Source organism: Rhizobacter terrae (assembly GCF_003852895.1).
In the GTDB taxonomy this organism is placed as follows: Bacteria; Pseudomonadota; Gammaproteobacteria; order Burkholderiales; family Burkholderiaceae_C; genus Albitalea; species Albitalea terrae.
In genome coordinates this window covers 100705-124330 of the sequence record NZ_QUSW01000007.1, presented here as the reverse complement: position 1 = coordinate 124330, position 23626 = coordinate 100705, and the positions used below count along the sequence as shown (strand labels likewise).

22 protein-coding genes are annotated in these 23626 nt (G+C 67.9%); 13 read left to right on the top strand and 9 right to left on the bottom strand.

The window, feature by feature from the left end:
* Positions 1-16: 16 nt before the first annotated feature.
* From DZC73_RS22405 to DZC73_RS22395, 3 genes are all read left to right on the top strand, one after another.
* Positions 17-1000 carry a LysR family transcriptional regulator gene (locus tag DZC73_RS22405; protein ID WP_198414924.1) on the top strand — a complete coding sequence of 328 codons (984 nt, stop codon included), beginning with the start codon at positions 17-19 and terminating at the stop codon, positions 998-1000.
* A gap of 41 nt (positions 1001-1041) precedes the next feature.
* Positions 1042-1836, top strand: coding sequence for an alpha/beta hydrolase (locus DZC73_RS22400; RefSeq protein WP_161974701.1), 795 nt, complete (start codon positions 1042-1044; stop codon positions 1834-1836).
* Between the two features lie 61 nt (positions 1837-1897).
* Positions 1898-2995, top strand: a complete 1098-nt coding sequence (locus tag DZC73_RS22395; protein WP_124542613.1) for a hypothetical protein — start codon at positions 1898-1900, stop codon at positions 2993-2995.
* Positions 2996-3038: 43 nt separating this feature from the next.
* Here the strand turns inward: DZC73_RS22395 and DZC73_RS22390 are convergent, their stop codons facing one another.
* Both DZC73_RS22390 and DZC73_RS22385 read right to left on the bottom strand, forming a co-directional pair.
* The gene (locus tag DZC73_RS22390; RefSeq protein ID WP_124542612.1) at positions 3039-4097 is read right to left on the bottom strand and encodes an S-adenosylmethionine:tRNA ribosyltransferase-isomerase; all 1059 of its coding nucleotides are present in this window, start codon (positions 4095-4097) and stop codon (positions 3039-3041) included.
* Positions 4094-4795 (bottom strand): SDR family NAD(P)-dependent oxidoreductase, encoded by a 702-nt coding sequence (locus DZC73_RS22385; protein ID WP_124542611.1) that lies wholly within the window; start codon positions 4793-4795, stop codon positions 4094-4096. Before DZC73_RS22385 ends, DZC73_RS22390 begins: the two co-directional genes overlap by 4 nt.
* 127 nt (positions 4796-4922) lie before the next feature.
* Between DZC73_RS22385 and DZC73_RS22380 the strand changes: the two genes are divergently transcribed.
* Together DZC73_RS22380 and DZC73_RS22375 are read left to right on the top strand one after the other, a co-directional pair.
* Positions 4923-5504 (top strand): helix-turn-helix domain-containing protein, encoded by a 582-nt coding sequence (locus tag DZC73_RS22380; protein WP_124542610.1) that lies wholly within the window; start codon positions 4923-4925, stop codon positions 5502-5504.
* 98 nt (positions 5505-5602) lie between these two features.
* Complete coding sequence (locus DZC73_RS22375) at positions 5603-6556, top strand: MBL fold metallo-hydrolase (protein WP_124542609.1); 954 nt, start codon at positions 5603-5605, stop codon at positions 6554-6556.
* Between the two features lie 12 nt (positions 6557-6568).
* On the opposite strand, the gene DZC73_RS22370 is transcribed toward DZC73_RS22375, so the two are convergent.
* Positions 6569-7036, bottom strand: coding sequence for a GNAT family N-acetyltransferase (locus DZC73_RS22370; protein WP_124542608.1), 468 nt, complete (start codon positions 7034-7036; stop codon positions 6569-6571).
* The gene (locus tag DZC73_RS22365; RefSeq protein ID WP_124542607.1) at positions 7033-7617 is read right to left on the bottom strand and encodes a helix-turn-helix domain-containing protein; all 585 of its coding nucleotides are present in this window, start codon (positions 7615-7617) and stop codon (positions 7033-7035) included. The genes DZC73_RS22370 and DZC73_RS22365 overlap by 4 nt, the downstream gene beginning before the upstream one ends.
* Before the next feature lie 136 nt (positions 7618-7753).
* On the opposite strand from DZC73_RS22365, the gene DZC73_RS22360 reads away from it, so the two are divergent.
* The 5 genes from DZC73_RS22360 (at position 7754) to DZC73_RS22340 (ending at position 14772) form a co-directional block, all read left to right on the top strand.
* Complete coding sequence (locus DZC73_RS22360; RefSeq protein ID WP_124542606.1) at positions 7754-8233, top strand: hypothetical protein; 480 nt, start codon at positions 7754-7756, stop codon at positions 8231-8233.
* 78 nt (positions 8234-8311) lie between these two features.
* Positions 8312-8713 (top strand): nuclear transport factor 2 family protein, encoded by a 402-nt coding sequence (locus tag DZC73_RS22355; protein ID WP_124542605.1) that lies wholly within the window; start codon positions 8312-8314, stop codon positions 8711-8713.
* Positions 8714-8902: 189 nt separating this feature from the next.
* Entirely contained in the window at positions 8903-10171 is a 1269-nt protein-coding gene (locus DZC73_RS22350) for an efflux RND transporter periplasmic adaptor subunit (RefSeq protein WP_124542604.1), read from the top strand.
* A 16-nt stretch (positions 10172-10187) separates the two neighbouring features.
* Positions 10188-13376, top strand: a complete 3189-nt coding sequence (locus tag DZC73_RS22345; RefSeq protein WP_124542603.1) for an efflux RND transporter permease subunit — start codon at positions 10188-10190, stop codon at positions 13374-13376.
* A complete protein-coding gene (locus DZC73_RS22340; RefSeq protein ID WP_161974700.1) occupies positions 13363-14772 on the top strand; it encodes an efflux transporter outer membrane subunit in 1410 nt (469 codons plus the stop codon). Before DZC73_RS22345 ends, DZC73_RS22340 begins: the two co-directional genes overlap by 14 nt.
* 30 nt (positions 14773-14802) lie before the next feature.
* Here DZC73_RS22340 and DZC73_RS22335 read toward each other — a convergent pair whose 3' ends face one another.
* From DZC73_RS22335 to DZC73_RS22325, 3 genes are all read right to left on the bottom strand, one after another.
* The gene (locus DZC73_RS22335) at positions 14803-15849 is read right to left on the bottom strand and encodes a S1C family serine protease (protein ID WP_124542601.1); all 1047 of its coding nucleotides are present in this window, start codon (positions 15847-15849) and stop codon (positions 14803-14805) included.
* 16 nt (positions 15850-15865) lie between these two features.
* Complete coding sequence (locus tag DZC73_RS22330) at positions 15866-16504, bottom strand: hypothetical protein (RefSeq protein ID WP_124542600.1); 639 nt, start codon at positions 16502-16504, stop codon at positions 15866-15868.
* A 140-nt stretch (positions 16505-16644) separates the two neighbouring features.
* Complete coding sequence (locus tag DZC73_RS22325; protein ID WP_124542599.1) at positions 16645-17478, bottom strand: enoyl-CoA hydratase-related protein; 834 nt, start codon at positions 17476-17478, stop codon at positions 16645-16647.
* A 135-nt stretch (positions 17479-17613) separates the two neighbouring features.
* On the opposite strand from DZC73_RS22325, the gene DZC73_RS22320 reads away from it, so the two are divergent.
* The 3 genes from DZC73_RS22320 (at position 17614) to DZC73_RS22310 (ending at position 20596) form a co-directional block, all read left to right on the top strand.
* The gene (locus DZC73_RS22320; protein ID WP_124542598.1) at positions 17614-18459 is read left to right on the top strand and encodes an alpha/beta hydrolase; all 846 of its coding nucleotides are present in this window, start codon (positions 17614-17616) and stop codon (positions 18457-18459) included.
* A gap of 90 nt (positions 18460-18549) precedes the next feature.
* Positions 18550-20025 carry a M20 family metallopeptidase gene (locus DZC73_RS22315; RefSeq protein WP_124542597.1) on the top strand — a complete coding sequence of 492 codons (1476 nt, stop codon included), beginning with the start codon at positions 18550-18552 and terminating at the stop codon, positions 20023-20025.
* Positions 20026-20116: 91 nt separating this feature from the next.
* Entirely contained in the window at positions 20117-20596 is a 480-nt protein-coding gene (locus tag DZC73_RS22310) for a flagellar basal body-associated FliL family protein (protein WP_124542596.1), read from the top strand.
* Between the two features lie 16 nt (positions 20597-20612).
* Here the strand turns inward: DZC73_RS22310 and malE are convergent, their stop codons facing one another.
* Together malE and DZC73_RS22300 are read right to left on the bottom strand one after the other, a co-directional pair.
* A complete protein-coding gene (gene malE, locus DZC73_RS22305) occupies positions 20613-21824 on the bottom strand; it encodes a maltose/maltodextrin ABC transporter substrate-binding protein MalE (protein ID WP_124542595.1) in 1212 nt (403 codons plus the stop codon).
* Between the two features lie 146 nt (positions 21825-21970).
* Positions 21971-23617: an NAD(P)/FAD-dependent oxidoreductase gene (locus tag DZC73_RS22300; protein ID WP_124542594.1), complete on the bottom strand. Its 1647-nt coding sequence runs from the start codon at positions 23615-23617 to the stop codon at positions 21971-21973.
* Positions 23618-23626 lie beyond the last annotated feature (9 nt).

Here is a 23626-nt window from a genome sequence, read left to right as displayed (position 1 = left end):
GGCTGTGGACAGGGGCATGTTCTTCTTGGCGAAGTCTTGCGTCAAACGCATAATTTCGAACTCAGACATGCGAATGACGCATCAGATGCCGATGGACTCCGAAGGCCTCGAGACATTCCTCTGCGTGCACCGCACGGGCAGCGTGTCCGCCGCGGCGTTCACGCTGTCGCGCACCCAGTCGGCCATCAGCCGCCGGCTGACCGTGCTCGAAGAACAGGCCGGCGTGCCGCTGTTCGAAAGGGTGGGGCGCCGGCTTGTCATGAGCGATGCCGGCAAGGCGCTGCTGCCGTACGCGGAGCGGGTCGCGGCGGCTGTGGCCGATGCGCGGTCAGCGGCGCAAGGGCTGCGCTCGGGCAAGCTGGGCGCGCTTCGGATCGCCGCGGTGGGCACCTTGGCGGACAGCCGGCTCACCGCCGCACTCCACGAAGTCCGGCGTCAGTTCCCTGGCGTCGACCTGCAACTCAGGACCGCAACGAGTGCGCAAGTGAGCGACCTGGTGAGGACCGGGGAAGCCACGGTGGGCCTCAGGTACTTCGACGAGCGCAGCCCGGACCTGTCAGCCCAACGGGTCGTGACCGAGCGACTGGTCGTGGCCTGCTCGAACGACCATCCCCTGGCGCGACGCCGGGTCCCGAGCCTGGCGAAGCTGGCGGGAGAACGTTGGCTGGCGTTCCCGGTCATCGATCGCCACGAGGAGTTCTTTGCGGGCTCCGTCTTTGCCCAATTCATGTCCCGTGGCATTGCCCAGGTGGAATGGACGGCGATCGACAGCCTCACCGCGCAAAAGCGCCTCGTCGAGGCGGGCCTGGGCATCGCGCTGATGCAAGACAGTGCCATTCGCGAAGAGGTTGATCGCCGACAGCTCGCAACCATCCGGGTGGACGACCTGCAGGTGGAAGTGCCCGTCGTCGGCATCACTCGCCGCGGCGCCGGCGTCAGCCCGGCGGCAAAGGCACTGCTCGCGGCGGTTCGTGCCGCATGCAAGCAAGGTATCGCATGACATCACTTGATCGAACGGTTCCTGCATTAGGCAGGCGCGCCATGTTGCAACGAGCCGGCCTGGCACTCTTGGGCGTGGCGCTGGGCGGCTGCGGCGGAGGAGGAGGCGGGCCGCCGCCCCCGCCGATGCAGGGCTCGCTCGACACCCGAAGCATCACCTCGAACATCAACGGCAACACCTACCCGCTGAACATCTACCTGCCGCCCGCCAGCGCCGGGCCGCGCAGCGGGTTGCCGGTCGTGTACGCGCTGGATGGCGACACCTGGTTCGACATCCTGGTCGACATCGCCGAATCGAGCCACGCCCACGCCATCATCGTCGGCATCGGCAATTCGAGGGCACTGCGCAACACCGACTACGTGCCGGTCAACCTCTGCACGCCCAATGGCGGCGGCGAGGTGGCGTTTCTCGATTTCATCCGCCGGGAACTGACGCCTTACGTCGAGACCACCATCGGCGGCGATCCGGCGCGGCGCGTCCTGCTGGGCCACTCGCATGGCGGCAGCTTCGTGCTGTACGCGCTCTTCGCGCAGGCACCGGCCGACCATCACTTCAGCGCCTACCTGTCCAGCGACGCCTCCATCGGCTGCATGCCCTCCACGGTCTCCGCCTGGGATCAGGCCTATGCCACGGTGTACACCGAACTGCCCGTCCGGCTGCACATGTCCTATGCCACCGGGGGCAACATCGAGGCCAATGTCAGCTTCATCCAGGTACTCCAAGGACGCCACTACGCTCGCCTCGACATGCAGCAGCAGTCCTACCCGGGCAGCCACACCGGCATCATCCCTGCGGCATTCGCCGACGCGATCGCGTTTGCGATTGCGATTGCGTGAGTGGTGTCAGGCCGCCAGGGCTTGCCGCATCGAACCAGTCAAACTCATCAAAGGGCACCTCTTGCTCGCCATCCATCAAAGCCATCTTCAGGTTCGCGACGGGCTCGCACTTCCCATGCGATCGGTCACCTGGACCGGCGCCCCCATCCTGGATGCCTGCGCCATCCAGGCAAGACACGGCCACCTGCTCGTGTTGACCGCCGACGGTGCTCTGACGGGCATCAACGTCGAGGCCGGAACTGTGGCGTGCCTGTGCACCGTCGAACTGCATGAGCTCACGGCTGCCCACGACGGCAGCCACTTCGGTGCACCCGCACATCGATTGCACGCCTCCCTGGATGGGCAATACGCAGCCGTCGTCACGGATCACGGCCGCCACGGAACGGTCGTCGATCTCGGTTCCGGAACGGTCACCATGCGCTTGGACGGCGGGAACTACCACGAAGACACCGTGCCTTTCAGTGCATGCTTTGCCCGCTTCGAGGAGCGCAACGTCTTCATCCACCGCAGCGACTGGAATCGACTCGATGTAGCCGACCCGGCAACCGGCCGATCGCTGACGGATCGCCACATCGCTCCTTGGTCATCCACCAGCGGCCGGCCTGAGCACTACCTCGACTATTTCCATGGGCGTCTTCGACTTAGCCCGAAAGGAACCCGCTTGTTCGATGACGGCTGGGTCTGGCAGCCGGTTGCAATACCTCGAGTCTGGTCGGTGCAGGACTGGCTGGGTTCGAATCCGTGGGAGAGCGAAGACGGCGCCTCAATCGTCGAACTCATCTATCGTGACGACTGGACCATTCCCGCCTGCTGGATCAACGAACAACATCTGGCGCTTTGGGGACTGGCCGATTGGGACGAAGAAGAATTCTCGGAAGCGGGCCAGGGGCCTGGCGTGCGCATCATCGACGTGACGCAAGACAAACGCTCGCCGGGCGAGCGCTGGCCGATGGAAGTCCATGCAGGCGGCGTCCTCGAACTGTTCAGCGATGGCACACGCCTGTACGCTGCGACACCGACCGGAACCACCGTGTGGGACATCGCGTCCCGCACCCAGCTGGCCGAGTTGCCCGGCTTCACTGCGCGCCTGCTTCACCCGGCGCGGAACTCCCTGGTGGCGTTCGGAGCCGGTCAAATCGCGGAGCTTGCGGTTCCATAGCCTCCGGGCGAACACGCGACGAGGCAAGCGTGACACCCTCGGATCATGCCGCCAACGCCACCTTGGCAGGCTCACGCTCGATCAGCACCGAGTCGCCGAACTCATGCGTCAGGTAGCCCTGGCGCTCCAGCGCATCGGTGGCGCGGTACAGCACCGCATCGCTCGTGAACGCCCGCAGCAGTTCGAAGTGGCTGGTGCCTGGTTCGTGCGTGCCGCTCACGATGCCGTCGACCACGCGCAGCTGGGTCTGCGGCCCCAGCCGCTGATCCGCCAGGCCTTCGCCCGCACGCAAGCCGCCGGGCCGTGAGGCCGCGTGCTCCAGCGCGCGGGCGACCGTCGTGCCCAGCGCGATCACACGCCCGCCACGCTGCCTCGCCTGAGTCACCGCGCGCACCGTGGCCGCCGGCAGGTGATAGGGCTCGTCCAGCGGCAGCCGCCGGTCGAGCACCTCGTCGCCCGTCGACGAAATGCCGGCCGCATGCGTAAGCGTGGCGAACACCACGCCGCGTGCCTTCAGTGCCGACAGAAGGCGCCAGTCGATCACGAAGCCGGCCGACGGCGGCTCGAAGGCCACGGGCAATGCGGCCACACGGGTCCACACATCCCACAGTGCCAGCGGCTCTCCGACGTGCGCGTACTGGATGGGTTTGCCGTGCCGCGCGATGCCGGCCCAGATGTCGTCCACCACGCCCTCGAAGCGCAAGGCGATGAGGCGCGGATGGTCCAGCAGCCGCAGCACGGTGGCGGTCAAGGGCCCCAGGCGAAGCACGTCGCCCGCGCGAAGCTCGGGTGGCAACGCGCGGTCTTCGGTGCGGGTGTGGAAGTCCCCCGCGCCGAACACGATGGCGGTGAACTCGCGCACGTCGTCGACCGCGAGCGATCGGCGGCCGGCCAGGCGAACCTCGATCGATTGACCCGTGCGCGCATGCAGGCCGCTCAGGCTCGCCGGCAAGGTGGCGGCATCGTTGGCCACGAGCACGTCGCCGGGTTGCAGGAACCCGGCCAGCTCGGCCCGCGGCGCATGCCGCAATCCACCTTGCGAATCCACCACCAACAGCTTCGCGTCGCGCGGACGCTGGCTGGGCACATGGGCGGCTTTCATACGGTCACCTCCTCCTTCGCCACGATGTGGCGGATGCGTTCGATCAGTTCCTCGGCCGACATCGCCGGCCGCTTGAGCGTGGCGGGGTCCGCGTCGGGCAGGGCCAGGGCATGCATGGGCGTGTCCATGTCGCCGGGGTCGTGGGCGATCACGCGCACGCCGTGCTCACGCAGTTCCTCGTCCCAGATGCGGCTCATGTGCGCCAACGCGGCCTTGCTCGCGCCGTAGGCACCCCAGTTCGGGTAGGCCGACACGGCGGCATCGCTCGTGATGTTCACCACCAGCGCCGTGCGGCCTTCACGGGCCGACGACGCGAGCGAGCCGAGCAAGGCCTTGGTGAGCCGGAACGGCCCGACCACGTTGGCCGCGAGCGCGGCCTCGAAGTCCTCGCACTCGGTGTCGGCCAGCGGTGCGAGTGGCACGGGGCCGAGGCTGGAGGCGTTGTGGATGAGCACGTCCAGCCCGCCCAGCGCCGAGTTGACCTGGATGGCCAGCGCGTGCGTGGTGAGCTTCCACGACACGTCGCCGACGATGCCGTGGGTGCCCGGCAGGCGCGAGGCCAGCGCCCCCACGCGCCGCGCATCGCGGGCGATGAAGGCGACCTTGGCGCCTTGTTTGTGCAGCGCCTCGACGAGGGCGAGGCCCAGTCCCGAAGTGCCGCCGGTGACGGCCACGCGAAGGTTCTTGAGGGTGTTCATGTGATCTCCGATGTCTTTGACTGCGATGGGGTGATGATGGAGATCGGCTCCTTGCGCGGCGAGGCGCTTGTCCAGCGGATTGGCAGAAGGTTGGCGTGGCGGACACGCCCAGCGCAGAATCCGCGCCATGGCCGATTCCGAATCCACCGACAACAAGACCGCCGCCCACCTCGCCCGCAACCTGGTGAGCCTGCGCCACACCCGCTCGCTCACGCAGGACGGCCTGGCCAAGGCCGCGGCGGTGCCACGCTCCACCATCGCCAACCTGGAATCGGGCGAGGGCAACCCGTCGCTGTCTGTGCTGGTCAAGGTGGCCGGCGCCCTGGGCGTGCCCATCGATGAGCTGCTCGCCTCGCCGCGCGCCATGGTCCGCCGCTGGAATGCCGACGAGGTCGCCACGCACACCAAGGGCCGCGGCGTCACCATCCGGCCGCTGGTCCCCGAGCCCGTGCCCGACGAGATGATGGAAGTGATGGACTTCGCCCCCGGCGCGGTGATGGGCGGCACGCCGCACCTGCCGGGCACGCGCGAGTTCTTCACCTGCATCGACGGTCGCGTGAACCTGATGGTGGCCGGCGAACGCTACGCGCTGAACACCGGCGACGTGCTGGCCTTCCCGGGCAACCTGCCGCACTCGTACCAGAACGGCGACGGCGTGGCGCCGGCACGCGGCGTGTCGGTGGTGGTGCTGGCCAAGGCCGGGGTCTGACACCCCGCCCCTACCGAGACAAGGGGAAACCCTCCGCCCCTATTCTTCGCGCCGCTCACAAACGCAACAGTCACGCAACAGTCCCTGGAGGAATCCCAATGAACCGCATCAATCATGGGCTGCTGGCCCTGGCCGGCGCCCTGGCGTTCGCGCACGCTGCCCACGCCGAAGCCCCGATGGTCAAGACCCAGGCGCCCGGTTACTACCGCATGATGCTCGGCGACTTCGAGGTCACCGCGCTGTTCGATGGCGCCATCGACCTCAAGCCCACCGAGCTGCTCACCAACGTCAAGAAGGATGACGTCACGAAGATGCTCGCGCAGCGCTTCCAGAAGGAGCCGGTGCCGACCTCGGTGAATGCCTTCCTGGTGAACACCGGCAGCAAGCTGGTGCTCATCGACACCGGCACGGGCGCACTCGGCGGCCCGACGCTGGGCGGCATCGTCAACAACCTGAAGGCCGCGGGCTACCAGCCCGAGCAGGTGGACGAGATCTACATCACCCACATGCACTTCGACCACGTGGGCGGCCTGATGAGCGGCGACAAGCTGGCGTTCCCGAACGCCGTCGTGCGCGCCGACCAGCATGACGCCGACTTCTGGCTGAGCCAGGCCAACCTGGACAAGGCGCCCGAGGCGATGAAGGGCTTCTTCAAGGGCGCCCAGGCCTCGCTGAACCCGTACGTCGCGGCCGGCAAGTTCAAGTCCTTCACCGGCAACACCGATCTCGTGCCGGGCGTCAAGGCGGTGAGCACCTACGGCCACACCGCGGGCCACACGGTCTACACGGTGGAGTCTCAGGGCCAGAAGCTCGTGCTGTGGGGCGACCTGATGCACGTGCCCGCGGTGCAGTTCCAGCGGCCTGAGGTGACCATCCAGTTCGACAGCGACTCCAAGTCCGCAGCGAAGGAGCGCAAGAAGGCCTTCGCCGAAGCTGCCAAGCAGGGCTACCTGGTGGGCGTGGCGCACCTGCCCTTCCCGGGCATCGGCCACCTGCTCCGCGAGGGCAAGGGCTACAGCTACGTGCCGGTGGACTACGCGCCGGTGAAGTAAGGCCAGCCGGGACTACCCGACCAGCGCCTTCTCCATGAAGACGCTGTGCGGGTCGTCCCAGTAGTCGGCGAACGGCCCCCGCCGCACGAAGCCCTGGCGCTCGTAGGTGCGCAGTGCCTCGGGCTGCTTGGGGCCGGTCTCCAGGCGCAGCAGCGTGCAGCCGCGCGCCAAGGCCATGGCCTCCAACGCATCCAGCAAGGCCCGGCCCAGTCCGCGACCGCGGCTCGCCGGGTCCACGTACATGCGCTTGATCTCGCCGTAGCCGTCGGCCAGCATCAGTCCGGCACAGCCGACGGCGCTGCCGTGTTCATCGCGCGCCACCACGAACAGCACGTTGGGCTGCATCAGCGTGGCGATGTCCACGCCATGGTGGCTCTCCGCCGGGTACATGGGCTTCTGGTAGGCATCCAGCGCTTCGATCAGCGCGACCACGTCGGGCTGGTCGGCGCGTTCGGGCGCGATGCGCGGGGCAGGGTTCATCGGGGCACTCCAGGCGGGTGATGCGGCGAATGGGCCTTGCGCACGACGACGAGGTAGTGCGCGGTGCCCTGGCCGGGGTTCTCGAAGATGTGGTCGGCATCCAGCGGCATGCGGGTGCAGTCGCCAGGGTTCAGTTCCAGTGCCTCGCCGCCCACCGTCAGGCGCAACCGCCCTTGAAGCAGCAGAACCTGCTGTTCATAGGGCGCGGTGTGCGCGTCGTAGCGCACCTTGGCGCCGGCCGGCAGGTCGATGGCAACGATGTCGGTGTCGTGTTCGCCGCCGGCTGGTGAGACCAGCCGGCGCAGGTAGCCGGTCTGCGGGTCGCGCCACTGCGGCTGCGCATCGCGCCGGCTGACCTGATGCCGCGGCGCCTGCGGCCCGCTCATCAGGCCCGACAGCGTCACCGCCAGCGCATCGGCCAGCTTGGACAACAAGCCTGCCGTGGGGCTGGCTTCCTGCCGCTCGATGCGGGAAATCATGGCGCGGCTCACGCCGGAGTGCTGGGCCAGTTCGTCCAGCGACCAGCCCCGCTCGGTCCGCAAGGTCTTCAGGCGCTGGGCGATGACGGCTTCGATGTCCATTCGTCCACTATAAGAGAAATTCCTCCACCAAAGGAGATTAACGTGCGGAGTGCGCCCGCCGGCGTGGCCCCCTTTGCCATGGTTTGGGCCGCATCGGCCATTGAGCCCACCCCGCCGATCGGCCTACGCTTGCTTCATGTTCCGCCCCTTCGTCGCTGCCCTGGCCGCCTGGTTCGCCGTCGCGCCCTGCTTCGCGCAGGAGGCGCCCACGCACGACGCCATCCAGCTGGACGAGGTCTTCGCCCAGTTCGACAAGGCCACCAAGGACGAAGAGCCCGGCATCACGCTGGTGCAGCCGCGGCACGTTCGCTTCGTTGCCAAGCTCGTGGAAGCGCCGGCCAGGTGCAACACGCAGGCGCTGCAGGCCATCCTCGAGGCGATGGGCCAGCCGGACTTCCTGCAGAAGGCGCCGGTGGAGCACTGCATCCGCCTGAGGTCCGACGGCGGCCACGACCTCACCGCCTGGGTGCAGGACGTGCTCGTGGCCGACCTGAACACCGACGCCAGGCCCGGCGGCGCGATCGAGGTGTATGCCGACTTCCTGGCCTATGGCGTGGGAACGGACCGTGCCCGCAACATGCCGCTGATGCTGGTCAGCCGCTTCGAGCCGAAATGAGCGCTTGACATCGAGTGCGCTCTAGCAATTTCAATGGGACCACCCTCCCTTTGAAAACTGACTGGAAAGGTGCATTCGATGAACACGGAACTCAACAAGCAAGTCGCCCGCCGCTTCTACGAGCGCTTCGACGCGAACGACATCGACGGCGTGCTCGACACCATGGCCGAGGACTCGCGCTTCTGGATCGCGGGCAAGGCCGGCAGCAACAACACCGTCGGCTGGCACACCAAGCCGGAGATGGCGCGCATGTTCAAGGCCATGACGGCGCAGATGCCTCGCGGCCTGCGCATGTCGGTGGACAGCCTCATCGCCGAAGGGGACAAGGTGGCGCTGGAGGTGCATTCCTACGGCGAACTGGCGAACGGCCGGGTCTACGAGAACGAATACCACGCGCTCATCACCGTGCGCGACGGCAGGATCGCCGAGGTGAAGGAGTACATGGACACGCAGCACGTGCACAACGTGTGGTTTGTCTGAAACCTGGATGAAACCACGGCGCCATCGCATCCAGGCGCCGTATTTCGCACTGATGACTGGCAAAGACCCCGAGGAACGGACCAGAATCTCCTTGCGATAGTCTGCGCGCTCGGACGCGTGCGAGCCGCGTCCACCAACAATCTTTCCATGGCGCCAAGTCCGGGCGCCGACCACCTCGAGGGTTTGCGCATGTCTGTGTCTGGCCAGACCGATGCTTCTTTGGCGCCGTCGTTTTCAGGCGTCCGTTCCAACCACCGCTTGACCATCGCACTGGCCTGCACGGCCGCGCTGCTCGTCGCCTGCGGCAACAAGGACCAGGCGGCCGGCGGCGGCGCCCCGGGCGGCGGCATGCCGCCACCGGAAGTCGGCGTGGTCGTGGCCGCGCCGCACGAGGTGGGCCTGCAGACCGAATTGCCCGGCCGGCTCGAAGCCTCGCGCGTGGCGCAGGTGCGCGCCCGTGCGGCGGGCATCCTGCAAAAGCGCCTGTTCCGTGAAGGCAGCGACGTGCGTGCCGGCCAGCCGCTGTTTCAAATCGACCCCGCGCCTTACCGCGCCGCCTCGATGAGCGCCCAGGCGAGCCTCGCCCGCGCACAAGCCAACCTGACACAGGCCGCTGCGCAGGCCGAGCGCTACAAGCCGCTGATGGAAGCCAACGCCATCAGCAAGCAGGACTATGTGAACGCAGTGGCCGCGCAGAAGTCCGCGCAGGCCGACGTCGCCGCCGGGCAGGCCGCGGTGCAGACGGCGCAGATCAACCTGGGCTATGCCAACGTCACTTCGCCCATCAGCGGGCGCATCGGCCGCGCGCTGGTCACCGAAGGGGCGCTGGTGGGACAGGGCGAAGCCACGCAGCTCGCGGTGGTGCAGCAGATCAATCCGATGTACGTGAACTTCACGCAGTCCACCACGGACGTGCTGAAGCTGCGCCGTGCGCTGGCCGGCGGACAGCTCAAGCGCGCAGCGGGCACGGAGTCCGCCAGCGTGCGCGTGGTGCTGGACGACGGCACCGAGTACGGCCAGGCTGGCAAGCTGCTGTTCTCCGACCTGACCGTGGACCCGACCTCGGGCCAGATCACGCTGCGCGCCGAAGTGCCCAACAACGATGGCCTGCTGCTGCCGGGCATGTACGTGCGCGTGCGGCTGGAGCAGGCGCAGGTGGACAACGCCATCACCTTGCCGCAGCAGGCGGTGAACCGCTCCAACCAGGGCGACACGGTGATGGTGGTGGGCGCAGACGGCAAGGTCTCGCCGCGTCCGGTGAAGGTGGGCTCCGCACAAGGCGGGCAGTGGGTGGTGCTCGAAGGCATCAAGCCCGGCGAGCAGGTGATGGTGGACGGCTTCCAGAAGTTGCGCGGGCCAGGGCCGGTGAAGCCGGTGCCCTGGTCGGCGAGCGCCGCGTCCAGGCCTGCCGCTTCCGCCTCGGCCGCGTCGGCTGCCGGGTCGGCGGCTTCCCGCTGAGACAGGACGCCACCCCATGGCCAAATTCTTCATCGACCGCCCCATCTTCGCCTGGGTGATCGCGATGTTCATCATCGTGATGGGCGCCGTCGCCATCACGCAGTTGCCGATCTCGCAGTACCCGCCGGTGGCCCCGCCGTCCATCGTGGTGACGGCCGTCTACCCCGGCGCGTCCGCGCAGACGCTGGAAGACTCGGTCATCAGCGTCATCGAGCAGGAGATGAACGGGTCGCCCGGCCTCATCTACATGGAGTCCGTGAGCCAGGCCAACGGCTCGGGCACCATCACGCTGAGCTTCGAGCCGGGCACCAACCCCGACCTCGCGCAGGTGGACGTGCAGAACCGCCTGAGCCGCGCCACCCCGCGCCTGCCGCAGGCGGTGACGCAGCAGGGCGTGCGAGTGGACAAGGCGCGCTCGAACTTCCTGCTGTTCACCATCCTGTCTTCCGACAACCCGGCCTACGACCCGATCGCGCTGGGCGACTACGCCTCGCGCAACGTGCTGCCGGAAATCCAGCGCATCCCGGGCGTGGGCCAGGCACAGCTGTTCGGCACCGAGCGCGCGATGCGGGTGTGGATCGACCCGGCCAAGCTTGCCGGCTTCAGCCTGTCGCCCTCCGACGTGACGGCGGCCATCCGCACGCAGAACGCGCAGGTGTCGTCCGGCACCATCGGCGAGCTGCCCAACCTGCCGGGGCAGTCCATCTTCGCGACGGTGGTGGTCAACGGCCAGCTCGCCAACGTGGAGCAGTTCGGCAACATCGTGCTGCGTGCCAACGCCGACGGCTCCGCGGTGCGGCTGCGTGACGTGGCGCGGCTGGAGCTGGGCGCGCAAACCTACGCCACCTCCGCCCGGCTGAACGGCAGGCCCTCCACCGGCATCGGCGTGCAGCTGTCGCCCACCGGCAATGCGCTGGCCACGGCCACGGCCATCAAGAACCGCATGGAGGAGCTGTCGCACTACTTCCCCTCGGGGGTGAAGTACTTCATGCCCTACGACAGCTCGCGCTTCGTGAAGATCTCGGTGGCGCAGGTCGTCGAGACGCTGCTCGAAGCGGTGGCCCTGGTGTTCCTCGTGATGTTCCTGTTCCTGCAGAACTGGCGCTACACGGTCATCCCCACCATCGTCGTGCCCATCGCGCTGCTGGGCACCTTCGGCGTGCTGCTGGCGCTGGGCTTCTCCATCAACGTGCTGACGATGTTCGGCATGGTGCTGGTCATCGGCATCGTGGTGGACGACGCCATCGTGGTGGTGGAGAACGTCGAGCGCATCATGAGCGAGGAAGGCCTGCCTCCGCGCGCCGCCACGCGCAAGGCGATGGGGCAGATCTCCGGCGCCATCGTGGGCGTGACGGTGGTGCTGATCTCGGTGTTCGTGCCGCTGGCCTTCTTCACCGGCTCCATCGGCAACATCTACAAGCAGTTCTCAGCCGTGATGGTGTCTTCCATCGCGCTGTCGGCCTTCATGGCGCTGTCGCTCACGCCGGCCTTGTGCGCCACGCTGCTCAAGCCGGTGGAAGCCGGCCACCACCACGAGAAGAGCGGCTTCTTCGGCTGGTTCAACCGCGGCTTCTCGAAGACGGCCAAGCGCTACGAGGGCTGGGTGGCGCGCATCCTCAAGCGCGCGGGACGCTTCCTCATCGTCTACCTGGCCATCATCGCCGCGGTGGTGGCGATGTTCAGGCTGCTGCCCGCCTCCTTCCTGCCGCAGGAAGACCAGGGCTACATGATCGTCAACGTGCAGCTGCCTCCGGGCGCCACCTTCAACCGCTCGCTGGAAGTGGTCAAGCAGGTGGAAGGCTTCATCCTCAAGCAGCCCGAGGTGGAGAGCATGGTGGGCGTGATGGGCTTCAGCTTCTCGGGCCAGGGCCAGAACGCAGGCCTGGCCTTCGTGACGCTCAAGCCCTGGGACGAGCGCAAGGGCAAGGACCACACGGCGCAAGCCATTTCGGGCCGCGCCTTCTTCGCGCTGTCGGGCATTCGCGATGCCTTCATCTTCGCGCTGAGCCCGCCGCCGATTCCGGAACTGGGCACGTCCTCGGGCTTCAACTTCCGGCTGCAGGACCGCGGCGGCCACGGCCATGCCGCGCTGCTGGCCGCGCGCAACCAGCTATTGGGCATGGCCTCGCAAAGCAAGATCGTGACGGGCGTGCGGCCCGATGGCCTGGAGGATGCCTCGCAGCTGCAGCTGGACATCGACCGCGACAAGGCCAACGCGCTGGGCGTGAGCTTCGATTCGATCAACGCGGCCATCTCCACCGCGCTGGGCTCGGTCTACGTGAACGACTTCCCCAGCGCCGGCCGCCTGCAGCGCGTGATCGTGCAGGCCGATGCGCCCACGCGCATGCAGCCCGAAGACCTGCTGCAGCTGAACGCGCTCAACAGCAAGGGCCAGCCCGTGCCGCTCTCGGCCTTCGCGAGCACGAGGTGGATCACCGGCCCGATGCAGACCATCCGCTACAACGGCTACCCGACCATGCGCATCGGCGGCGACGCAGCGCCCGGCCGCAGCACCGGCGAAGCGATGGACGAGATGGAGCGCCTGGCCGCGCAACTGCCTGCGGGCTTCGCCTTCGAGTGGACCGGCCAGTCGCGCGAGGAAAAGCTGTCGGGCTCGACGGCGTTCATCCTGCTGGGCTTCTCGCTGCTGGCGGTGTTCCTGTGCCTGGCCGCGCTGTACGAGAGCTGGTCGATCCCGCTGTCGGTCATCCTCGTGGTGCCGCTGGGGGTGCTGGGCGTGGTGCTGGCGGCGAGCTTCCGCGGCCTGGCCAACGACATCTACTTCAAGGTCGGCCTCATCACCGTGATCGGCCTGTCGGCGAAGAACGCGGTGCTGATCATCGAGTTCGCCAAGGACTTGCATGCGCAGGGCAAGGGCCTGGTCGAGTCCGTGCTGGAAGCCGCGCACCTGCGCTTCCGGCCCATCCTGATGACCTCGCTGGCCTTCGTCCTCGGCGTGATGCCGCTGGTGGTGGCCACCGGCGCCGGCTCGGCCAGCCAGCGCGCCATCGGCACCGGCGTGATGGGCGGCATGCTCAGCGCGACCTTGCTGGCGGTGTTCTTCGTGCCGGTGTTCTTCGTGGTGGTGCGGCGCGTGTTCAAGGGCAGCGAACGGCAGAGGAAGATGTATGCGCATGAGCTGGACAACAACGGCAACGGCGCGGGCGGTCCCGCGGCCAAGCCGGTGGAGGATGCGCATGAGTAAGCGACTTGCGCTCAGCGTGGTGATGTCAGCGGCACTGGCCGGCTGCATGTCGCTCGCGCCCAAGTACGAACGGCCGGCGGCCCCGGTGCCCGAGCGTTTTTCGGGTGACGGGACGGCCGTGTCCGGTCCGGTTGCAAGCGACCTCGAATGGCAGTCCTTCTTCGCGGATGAACGCCTCAAGCGGCTCATCGGCATCGCGCTGGCCAACAACCGCGACCTGCGCATCGCCGCGCTGAACATGGAGCAGGCGAGGGCGGCGGCCGACATCCGCCGCGCGGACCTGTGGCCCACCGTGAACGCCGGCGCCAACGCCTCGCGCGGGCCCAGCGCCGCCGCGGGCGGGGCCGTCACCAGTCTCTACACCGTGGGCCTGGCGGTCACGGGCTACGAGCTCGACTTCTTCGGCCGCGTGCGCAACCTGAACGATGCGGCGCTGGCGCAATACCTCGCAACGGACGAGGCGCGCAAGACCGCGCAGATCTCGCTCATCGCGCAGGTTGCCACCACCTACTTGAACCTGCTGGCGGACGAGCAGTTGCTGGAGGCGACCAAGCAGACACTCGTCAGCCGCGAGGAGTCGCTCAAGCTCACCAGGCTCAAGTTCGACAACGGCGCGGCGTCCGAGCTGGACTTTCGCCAGGCCGAGTCACTGCACCAAGCCGCACGCGTGGCCTTCGCGCAGCAGACGCGGCAACGTGCGCTCGATGAGAACGCACTGGTGCTGCTGCTCGGGCAAGGGCTGCCGGCGGACCTGCCCGCCGGCCTGCCGCTGCTGGATCAGCGCATGGTGGCCGACCTGCCCGCCGGCATCCCGTCAGAGGTGCTGGTGCGCCGGCCCGACGTGCGCGCCGCCGAGCAGGCACTCATCGCAGCCAACGCCAACATCGGCGCGGCACGGGCAGCGTTCTTCCCGCGCATCACGCTCACCGGCAGCGTGGGCACGGCAAGCTCCGAACTGAACGGCCTGTTCAAGAGCGGCTCGGCCGCGTGGACCTTCGCGCCCTCGCTCACCCTGCCGATCTTCGACGCCGGCCGCAACAGCGCCAATCTCGCATCGGCGAAGGTGGGCCGCGACATCGCGGTGGCCCAGTACGAACGCACCATCCAGACGGCGTTCCGAGAAGTCTCGGACGCCCTCGCCGGCCGGGCCACGTTCACCGAGCAGTTGCAGGCCCAGCAGGCCCAGACCGCCGCCGAGGAAGCCCGCTACCGCCTGGCCGACCTGCGCTACCGCAACGGCGCGTCGAGCTACCTCGACGTGCTGGATGCGCAGCGCGCACTCTTCACTGCCCAGCAGGCGCTGGTGCAGACGCAGGCGCAGCAGGTGCAGAACCTGGTGACGGTCTACAAGGTGCTGGGCGGTGGGTGGACGCCGCCTGCGGACACGGCCCGCTGACTGACCTGCCGAACGGCCAAGGCCAGAGGGCTACTGCCCTTCGGCCTTGTCGTACACCACCTTGTCGTCCACCGCGTAGAGGAAGCACTTGCCGGCGCCCAGCTTCTCGCACTCGGCCAAGGCGCGGGCGCCCGGGTCAGTGGGCGCGGCCGGGTCTTTCACCTTGGTGCCCCAGGCCTGGTACCACTTCCCGCCTTCGGAAATCACGAAGGCCCTGGGCAGCGGGCGCGTGAGGAACACGCGGTAGCGGTCGCGCATCTGCTCGGAGGCATAGGGCAGCCGGCTCACGTCCTCGATGCCGCCCTTGGCCGGTGCCGTGACAGCGGCAGCCACCACGTTGGGAGGCACGGCAGGAGGTGCTGCGGCGGCCACCGCGGTCGGTGCTGAAGCGGCCGCACTCGCCGCCTTCGCCGCGGCAGCGGCTGCGGCCTTGGCGTGGCGCTGCGGCAATTCCTTCACCCAATCCACCGGCACGGCGAAGTTCAGGTTCTGCGCATCGCCGGTGATGGAACCGATGGTCGTCAGCCCGATGAGCACGCCCTGGTCGTCGAACAGGCCGCCGCCGCTGGAGCCGCCTGAGATGGCGGCCGAGGTCTGCAGCAGGATGATCTGGTCCTTGTCGTTGCGGCGGATGGACGACAGCAGGCCCGCACTCATGGTGAGGTCCAGCCCCTTGGGATTGCCGATGGCGAAGACGTTCTGTCCCACCGACAAGGCCGAGGCATCGCCCAGCTTGACCGCGGGCGCATTCAGGTTGGGCGCCTTGATCTGGCACACGTCGCGCGGCGGGTCCCACAGGTCCAGCTTGGCATCGATGCTGATCTTGTCGTGCTTGACCGCCACGCGCTTGGCCTTGGCGAGCACGTGGCAATTGGTGACCAGCGTGTCCGGCGCGATGACCACACCGCTGCCGATGCCGATGGGCAGGCCGTCCACGTCGTAGGTCTGCACGCGCCACACGCTGGGAGAGACCTTGTCGTAGACCTGCGCGGGCTGCAACGCTGCGGCGTGCACGAGCGGGGCCGCGAGGCCCGCCAGCGCCGCACCCCACAGCGTCGTCCATCGAAGCGATGTCATGTCTTGCTCCTTGCGCTCACTTGCCGATCAGGCCTTGCAGCTCTTCGGAGCCCGCGCCCTGGCGCAGCACGGCATCGCCACTGTCGCCCGAGGTGGCGCTCGAAGCCGCACCCGCCACACCCAGCGCCTTGGACTGGCCGATGGGCACGCAGGCCGAGCCCTTGGGATTGCGCCGCAGCGCGGTGGGTTCAAACTTGATGTTCTCGGGATCGGTCATGTCGAACACGGCCGCCCCGCAGCCCGTGGGCGTGGACTGGCCGCGCACCAGGTAGCTGCGGCCGGCCACCGGCGTGAAGGTCCAGCGCATGACGCAGACCTGCCTGAGCGCCGGCTTGTCGACGCGGTACTCGACGGTGGTCACGGCGTTGGCCACCACGCTGCTGGACTTGGGCGTGACCGTGGAACTGCCCACGCCGACGAGCTTGGTGCCTTCGCACTTCTCCGCGTCCTCGAACACGTTGACCGAGAACAGTTCGCCGGCCGGAACCGTGCCGCGCATGACCAGCCGGGCGGTGGGGCCGCCGGTGGGCGGCACGTACTTGACCAGCGGCCTCGGCGGCGCGGTGGCCACGCAGCTGGCGAGCAAGGCCGCGGCGGCCATGGCCCCGGCGAGGCCGAGGAAGGCCTTCCCGGACGAGATGTGTGATTGCTGCACCGCAGCCCCTCCCCTTGAAGCAATGTCGTTCCCGCCGAGGAAGCGGGCGCTCGCCCCAAGTTTAGGTCCGGCGGCGCGGGGGCCGGCTGTTCACCCGGTGAGGCATTCGTGCAATTTGCAACGTGGCCTGTCCCGCCGCTTCAGGCTTCGTCCGGCGGCACCGGGTTCAGGTCAGGAAACTTCGCGTCCCGCTTGCCCTTCCACGCCCCGATGGCCTCGGCCATCTCGGCGGTGTCGAAGATGGCGCTTTGCAGCAGCGTCATCTGGTGCAGCGCCGCGGCCGTGCCATGGTCGCGCGCCTGGTTCAGCGCCAGCTTGCTGCCGGTGATGGCCAGCGGAGATTTGGCAGCGATGCTGCGGGCCAGCTTCATCGCGTGGGCCAGCAAGGCGGCGGCATCGGGCAGCACGGCGTTCACCAGACCCAGCTCCAGGGCCCGCGCCGACGGCAGCCGGTCGCCGGTATAGGCCAGCTCGCGCACCACGCCCTGAGGGATGAGCTTGGGCAGGCGCTGCAGCACGCCCAGGTCGGCGGCCATGCCGACGTTGATCTCCTGGATGCAGAAGAACGCGTCCTCGCTGCACACGCGGATGTCGCAGGCCGCGGCCAGGTCCAGCGCCCCGCCGATGCAGCCGCCCTGCACTGCGCAAACCACCGGCATGCGGGCGGTGTCCAGCACGTCGAAGCAGCCCATGAGGCGGCGCAGGCCTTCCTGGAAGCTCAGGCGGGCGCGCGGGCTGGACGTGTCCAGCATGCCGCCCTGGCCGCCGAAGGTCTCCAGCGCCATGCCGGCGCTGAAATGCTTGCCGGTGGAGGAGATGACCAGCACCCGGGCCTCGCCGCTGTCGCTGAGGGCCTGCACCGCGTCGCGGAACGCCGGGAAGAAGGCCGGGGCCATGGTGTTCATCCGCTCGGGCCGGTTGAACTGCAGGTGGGCAATGCCGGCTTCGGTGCCGAGCTGGAAGAAGTCGTTCATGGAGTCTCCGTGTGTCGTCATGGCCGGCATCGTGCGTCAATCCGCGGGACCCGGCGGCGCCAAAATGGTGGCCGCGCGTGCCTTTGGACGCAGTCACCCACCGGACAGTCCGGGCCGTGCCTACACTGCGCCACCATGAACACCTCGCTCACCACCTACGACGGCCTGTCCCTCTTCGTGCAGCACTGGCCCGCAGCGGCCGCTCCGGCGCGCGGCACGGTGCTCATCGCGCACGGGCTGGGCGAGCACATCATGCGCTACGCCCACGTGGCGAAGTTCCTCAACGCCCAGGGCTGGAACGTGGTGGGCTACGACCACCGCGGCCACGGCAGGAGCGGCGGTGACAAGGGCGTGCTCAACCAGCCGGACGACTTCGCCACCGACCTCGCCCTGGTGATGGACGCGGTGCGCCAGCAATACCCTGGCCCCCTGGTGCTGGCCGGCCACAGCCTGGGCGGCGTCATCGCGGCGCGCTTCGTGGCGGGTGCGCTGGAAGCCACGCCGCCCAAGTGGAGCCGGCCGGTGGACGCGCTGATCCTCAGCTCGCCGGCCATCGACATCGGCATGAATGCCGCGCAGAAGATGATGCTGTCCATCGCCGAGCCGCTCACGCCCAACCTCGCGGTGAACAACGGCCTCAACCCCTCGTGGGTGTCGCGCGACCCGGCCGTCGTCAAGGCCTACAAGGAAGACCCGCTGGTGCACGACCGCATCACGCCCAAGATCGTTCGCTTCATCCTCGACGGGGGCGCCAAGGTGCTGGAGCTCGCGCCCAAGTGGACGACGCCCACCTTGCTGACCTGGGCGGGCAGCGACAAGTGCGTGGTGCCCAAGGGCAGCGTGGACTTCAGCGCTGCCGCGCCGCGAAGCGTCGTGACCTCGCGCGAATGGCCCAAGCTGTACCACGAGATCTTCAACGAGCCGGAGCAGGCCGAGGTGCTGGCCTACGTGGGTGACTGGCTGGCCACGCGGCTGCGCTGAGACATCCTCCATGCCCTGCGGGGCATTGCCGGGCGCTTGCGGGCAAGCGAAGTCCTACACTCGACGCTTCCCCAAAAAGGAGCCCCCGAGATGAACGCACGCGACCCGCTGCTGCCCTTGCAACCCGATGAATCCGCCGCGCTGGCTGCGTTCGCCGAGCGCACCTGGGACGAGGAGATCGTCCCCGCGCTGACGCAGTACATCGCCATTCCCGCCAAGAGCCCGATGTTCGATGCCGACTGGCAGAAGAACGGCTACATCGAGCGGGTGGTGCGCGATGCCGCCACCTGGGTGGAGGGCAAGAAGGTCGCGGGCCTGAAGCTGGAGGTGATCCGCCTGGAAGGCCGCACGCCGGTCATCTACTTCGAGGTGCCCGCCACCAAGCCCGGCAGCACCGACACCATCTGCCTGTACGGCCACCTGGACAAGCAGCCCGAGTTCAACGGCTGGCGCAGCGACCTCGGGCCCTGGACGCCCAAGTACGAGAACGGGCTGCTGTACGGCCGCGGCGGCGCGGACGACGGCTACGCCATCTATGCCTCGCTCACCGCCATCCTGGCGCTGGACAAGCAGGGCATCCCGCGTCCGCGCTGCGTGGGCATCATCGAGGCCTGCGAGGAAAGCGGCTCATTCGACCTGCCCGCCTACATCGACCTGCTGCGCCCGCGGCTGGGCAACGTGGCGCTGGTGGTGTGCCTGGACAGCGGCGCGGGCAACTACGACCAGCTGTGGCTGACCACCAGCCTGCGCGGCAACGTGACGGGCACGCTGAAGGTGGAGATCCTCACCGAGGGTATCCACTCCGGCGACGCCAGCGGCCTGGTGCCGTCGAGCTTTCGCATCATGCGGCAGGTGCTGGACCGGCTGGAGGATTCCAAGACCGGCGAGCTGCTGCCGCAAAGCTTCCATTGCCAGATTCCCGGCGACCGGGTCGAACAGGCGAAGGCGACGGCAGCCATCCTCGGCGACGAGGTCTGGAAGCGGTTCCCCTGGGCCTGCGGCGCCGATGGCGGACCGTCCCTGCCGACGACCACCGACCCGGTGCAGTCGCTCATCAACCGCACCTGGAAGCCCACGCTGAGCGTGACGGGCGTGGACGGCTTCCCCGAGCTGAAGAACGCCGGCAACGTGCTGCGCCCCTACACCGCCTTCAAGCTGTCGCTGCGCCTGCCGCCGCTGGTCGACGGCAACGAGGCCGCGCAGAAACTCAAGACCCTGCTCGAAGACAACGCGCCCTACAACGCCAAGGTCACCTTCCATGCGGATGGCCGCGTGGGCGCGCAAGGCGCTTCAGGCTGGAACGCGCCCAGCCTGGCGACGTGGATGGAAGACGCGCTGCACGCCGCCTCGCAGGCCCACTACGGCGCGCCCTGCGGCTTCATCGGCCAGGGCGGCACGATCCCGCTGATGGGCATGCTGCAGCAGGGCTTCCCGCAGGCGCAGATGATGGTCTGCGGCGTGCTCGGGCCCAAGAGCAACGCGCACGGCCCGAACGAATTCCTGCACGTGCCCTACGGCAAGCGCCTCACGGCCGCGGTGGCTCAGGTGATGGCCGCCTGCCCCTGAAGCGGTTCGCTGCTCGCACATGAACAAGCGGGCCGCGGGCCCGCTTTTCGTTGGACTCGCGTGGCGTGTTCCACGGTCCAATGGCTCGGACATGGCTCGCCAATCCAGATTTCCCGTCGCCGAGGATCCGCCCACCAGCAACCTGGGGCGCAGCTTCGTCGTGCTGTTGTTCGTGGCGGCATTGGTCGGGGTGCCGCTGCTGGTGGTCTACGGCAGTTCGTGGTTCGGCATCGAGCGCGCCGTGCCTGGCGACGACCGCCCGCTGCCGCAATGGTTCACGCCCGGCGAGCTGCGCAGCACCACGCGTGACGGCGCCATCATGAAAGTGCGGGTGTCGATGGATGCCGGCAGCTGGTCCAACCAGCAGGCCATGCAGCATCGGCTGATGCCCATCACCGAGCTGCTGCAGGTGACGGCCGGCATGCGAAAGGCCGACGACCTCGTCGGTTCGGCCGGCATCGAGAAGCTGGGCGACGATCTCTTTGCCAGTGTCAACCAGTACATGGCCTCCGAAGGGCTCAAGCCCGTCACCAGCCTGGCCGTCCAGGACCTCTGGTACACGAGGCCCTGAACGCTCCCGCCGTCGGCTACTTCTTCGCCGAGGCCATCTTCACCGGCTGTCCACGGATGCCGATCGCGGCGGCTTCCAGCGCATCGCGCGGCGGCTTGGCGCTTTCCTGCATGTCCTTCAGCGCGGTGGTGAGGTTCTGCCAGAACAGCGTCATCTCGGTGTTGCTGGGCATGGCGCGGCCGGCGTAGATCGAGTCCATGGACGTGCGGATGCGCGGGTCGCTGTACAGCGTCCAGAACATCTTCTTGGACGCGGGCACGCCCAGCGGCTTGTCCTGGTTCATCGCCGCCAATCCGCTGGCTTGCAACAGGTGACTCTCCAGGAACTGCGCCGCCAGCTGTTTGTTGGGCGAGCTTTGCGTGACCATCGCGCCCAGCACGCCCACGAAGGGCCGCGCGGGCTTGCCGTTGAGCGTGGGCAGCACGGCCACGCCGTAGTTGATCTTCGCCTTGGCCAGCGTCTCCCAGGCCCAGGGGCCGGTGATCCACATCGCCTGCTTGCCCGAGGTCATGCCTTCCTCGGCTTCCTGGTAGGTCTGGCCGCCATCGGGCAGCAGGCCGTTCTTGATCATCGACATCAGGAACTCGGCGCCCTTGATCGCACCCGGGTGGTTGATGCCGGTGTCGCGGGCGTCGAAGCTGCCGTCGATCTTGCGCTGGAACACGTAGGCGCCGCCAGCCGCGAGCAGCGGCCAGGTGAAGTAGGCGCTTTCGGTTTCCCAGCCGATCGCGCGCACGCCCTTTGTCTTGAGCTTGTAGTGCAGCGGGATGATCTCTTCGAAGGTCTTGGGCGGCTCGGGCACCAGGTCCTTGTTGTAGAGCAATGCGATGGCTTCCACCGACAGCGGATAGCCCCAGGTCTTGCCGCCTTGCGTGAAGCCGTCCCAGGCGACCTGCACGATGTCCTGTCGCAGTGCGGCGTCAGGCGTCACGGGTGCGATGAACCCGCGCTTGATCCAGTCGCCCAACCGGTCGTGCGGCCAGATCCAGATGTCCGGCCCCTTGCCATTGGCCATGGCCTCCTCGAACTTGCCGACCGCGTTGTCGAAGTGCTCGACCTTGACCTTCACGCCGGTCTTCTTCGTGTACTCGTCAGCAACTTTCTGCAGGCCGTTGTAGCCCTTGTCGTTGTTGATCCAGATGGTGAGCTTGCCCTTCTCCGCCGCCTGCACGGCGAAGGCCGCGACCAGCAATGCCGCGCCTGCGATGCGTTTCGCGATGTGCCCCATTGACGTCTCCTTGGTACTGACTTGGTAACGTCATGTTGCGGGAACGGCGCGAGCGAAAGACCAGTGTCGACCCTGAAGAATCAGTCGACTACACGCTCGATTTTTTCTTGCAAGCGCTGCATGTAGTACACGCAGCGGGTCACTGACTACACAGCGTGAATATTCAACAGTGAGCGCGCGACGGCTTCGGCGACCTCGATGCCATCGACACCGGCAGACATGATGCCGCCCGCATAGCCCGCACCTTCACCGGCGGGATAGAGGCCGCGCACGTTGAGGCTCTGGTGGTCCTTGCCGCGCGTGATGCGCAGCGGCGACGAGGTACGCGTCTCCACGCCGGTGAGCACGGCGTCGTTCATCGCGAAGCCCTTGATCTGCCGGTCGAAAGCCGGCAGCGCTTCGCGGATGGCTTCGATGGCGTACATCGGCAGGCTGGGCGCGAGGTCGGTGAGATGCACGCCCGGCTTGTACGAAGGCTGCACGGTGCCCAACTCCGTGGACGCTCGGCCCTTGATGAAGTCGCCCACGAGCTGGCCCGGCGCGTCGTAGGTCGATCCGCCCAGCTCGTACGCGCGCGACTCCAGCACTCGCTGGAAGGCAATGCCGTCGAGCGGATTCACCGGGCCCGTGGCGTTCGGATCGCTGCTGTAGTCCGCAGGCGAGATGCCCACCACGATGCCCGCATTCGCGTTGCGCTCGTTGCGCGAGTACTGGCTCATGCCGTTGGTCACCACGCGGTTGGGCTCTGACGTGGCCGCCACCACCGTGCCGCCCGGGCACATGCAGAAGCTGTAGACCGAGCGCCCGTTCTTCGCATGGTGCACGAGCTTGTAGTCGGCCGCACCCAGCAGCGGGTTGCCTGCGTTCGGGCCGAAGCGTGCACGGTCGATGATGGACTGCGGATGCTCGATGCGGAATCCCACCGAGAAAGGCTTGGCTTCCATGAACACGCCGCGCCCGTGCAGCATGGCGAAGGTGTCGCGCGCACTGTGGCCAAGCGCCAGGATGACGTGGTCCGCGCGGATCTCCTCGCCCGAGGCGAGCGTCACGCCGCGCACCGCGCCGCCTTCGATGTGCAGGTCCGTCACGCGCTGCTGGAAGCGGATCTCGCCGCCCAGCGATTCGATCTCGGCACGCATCTTCTCGATCATGCTCACCAGACGGAAGGTGCCGATGTGCGGCTTGCTCACGAAGAGGATCTCGTCGGGCGCGCCGGCCTTGACGAACTCGGTGAGCACCTTGCGCGTGAGGAAGCGCGGGTCGCTGATCTGGCTGTAGAGCTTGCCGTCGGAGAAGGTGCCCGCGCCGCCTTCGCCGAACTGCACGTTCGATTCCGGCTCCAGCACGCGCTTGCGCCACAGGCCCCAGGTGTCCTTGGTGCGCTCGCGCACGGGCTTGCCGCGTTCGAGCACGATGGGACGCAGGCCCATCTGCGCGAGGATCAGCGCGGCGAAGAGACCGCAGGGGCCAAAGCCCACGACCAGCGGACGCAGTCTTCCTTGCGCGTGGAAATCGGCCGGCACCTGGCCGACGAACTTGTAGCGCGTGTCCGGCGAGGACGTGACGTGCCGGTCGCCCTGGTGTTTCGCCAGCACCTTCGCCTCGTCGCGCAGCGTGCAGTCCACCGTGTAGATGAACAGCATTGCGTGCTTCTTGCGGGCGTCGTAGCTGCGCTTGTAGACCTTGAAGTCGATGAGGTCCGCATCCTGGATGCGAAGGCGCTCGACGATGGCCGGGCGAAGTGCGTCGTCGGCGTGGTCCAGCGGCAGGCGGAGTTCGGTGAGTCGGAGCATGGCAGGCGG

Coding starts and splice junctions, on each gene's coding strand:
- DZC73_RS22355 (WP_124542605.1), top strand. CDS start 8,312: ATGAACACGGAACTCAACAAGCAAGTCGCCCGCCGCTTCTACGAGCGC.
- DZC73_RS22385 (WP_124542611.1), bottom strand. CDS start 4,795: ATGAACACCCTCAAGAACCTTCGCGTGGCCGTCACCGGCGGCACTTCG.
- DZC73_RS22365 (WP_124542607.1), bottom strand. CDS start 7,617: ATGGACATCGAAGCCGTCATCGCCCAGCGCCTGAAGACCTTGCGGACC.
- DZC73_RS22310 (WP_124542596.1), top strand. CDS start 20,117: ATGGCTCGCCAATCCAGATTTCCCGTCGCCGAGGATCCGCCCACCAGC.
- DZC73_RS22340 (WP_161974700.1), top strand. CDS start 13,363: ATGCGCATGAGTAAGCGACTTGCGCTCAGCGTGGTGATGTCAGCGGCA.
- DZC73_RS22325 (WP_124542599.1), bottom strand. CDS start 17,478: ATGAACGACTTCTTCCAGCTCGGCACCGAAGCCGGCATTGCCCACCTG.
- DZC73_RS22380 (WP_124542610.1), top strand. CDS start 4,923: ATGGCCGATTCCGAATCCACCGACAACAAGACCGCCGCCCACCTCGCC.
- DZC73_RS22315 (WP_124542597.1), top strand. CDS start 18,550: ATGAACGCACGCGACCCGCTGCTGCCCTTGCAACCCGATGAATCCGCC.
- DZC73_RS22405 (WP_198414924.1), top strand. CDS start 17: ATGTTCTTCTTGGCGAAGTCTTGCGTCAAACGCATAATTTCGAACTCA.
- DZC73_RS22300 (WP_124542594.1), bottom strand. CDS start 23,617: ATGCTCCGACTCACCGAACTCCGCCTGCCGCTGGACCACGCCGACGAC.
- DZC73_RS22320 (WP_124542598.1), top strand. CDS start 17,614: ATGAACACCTCGCTCACCACCTACGACGGCCTGTCCCTCTTCGTGCAG.
- DZC73_RS22335 (WP_124542601.1), bottom strand. CDS start 15,849: ATGACATCGCTTCGATGGACGACGCTGTGGGGTGCGGCGCTGGCGGGC.
- DZC73_RS22400 (WP_161974701.1), top strand. CDS start 1,042: ATGTTGCAACGAGCCGGCCTGGCACTCTTGGGCGTGGCGCTGGGCGGC.
- DZC73_RS22350 (WP_124542604.1), top strand. CDS start 8,903: ATGTCTGTGTCTGGCCAGACCGATGCTTCTTTGGCGCCGTCGTTTTCA.
- malE (WP_124542595.1), bottom strand. CDS start 21,824: ATGGGGCACATCGCGAAACGCATCGCAGGCGCGGCATTGCTGGTCGCG.
- DZC73_RS22390 (WP_124542612.1), bottom strand. CDS start 4,097: ATGAAAGCCGCCCATGTGCCCAGCCAGCGTCCGCGCGACGCGAAGCTG.
- DZC73_RS22345 (WP_124542603.1), top strand. CDS start 10,188: ATGGCCAAATTCTTCATCGACCGCCCCATCTTCGCCTGGGTGATCGCG.
- DZC73_RS22370 (WP_124542608.1), bottom strand. CDS start 7,036: ATGAACCCTGCCCCGCGCATCGCGCCCGAACGCGCCGACCAGCCCGAC.
- DZC73_RS22375 (WP_124542609.1), top strand. CDS start 5,603: ATGAACCGCATCAATCATGGGCTGCTGGCCCTGGCCGGCGCCCTGGCG.
- DZC73_RS22360 (WP_124542606.1), top strand. CDS start 7,754: ATGTTCCGCCCCTTCGTCGCTGCCCTGGCCGCCTGGTTCGCCGTCGCG.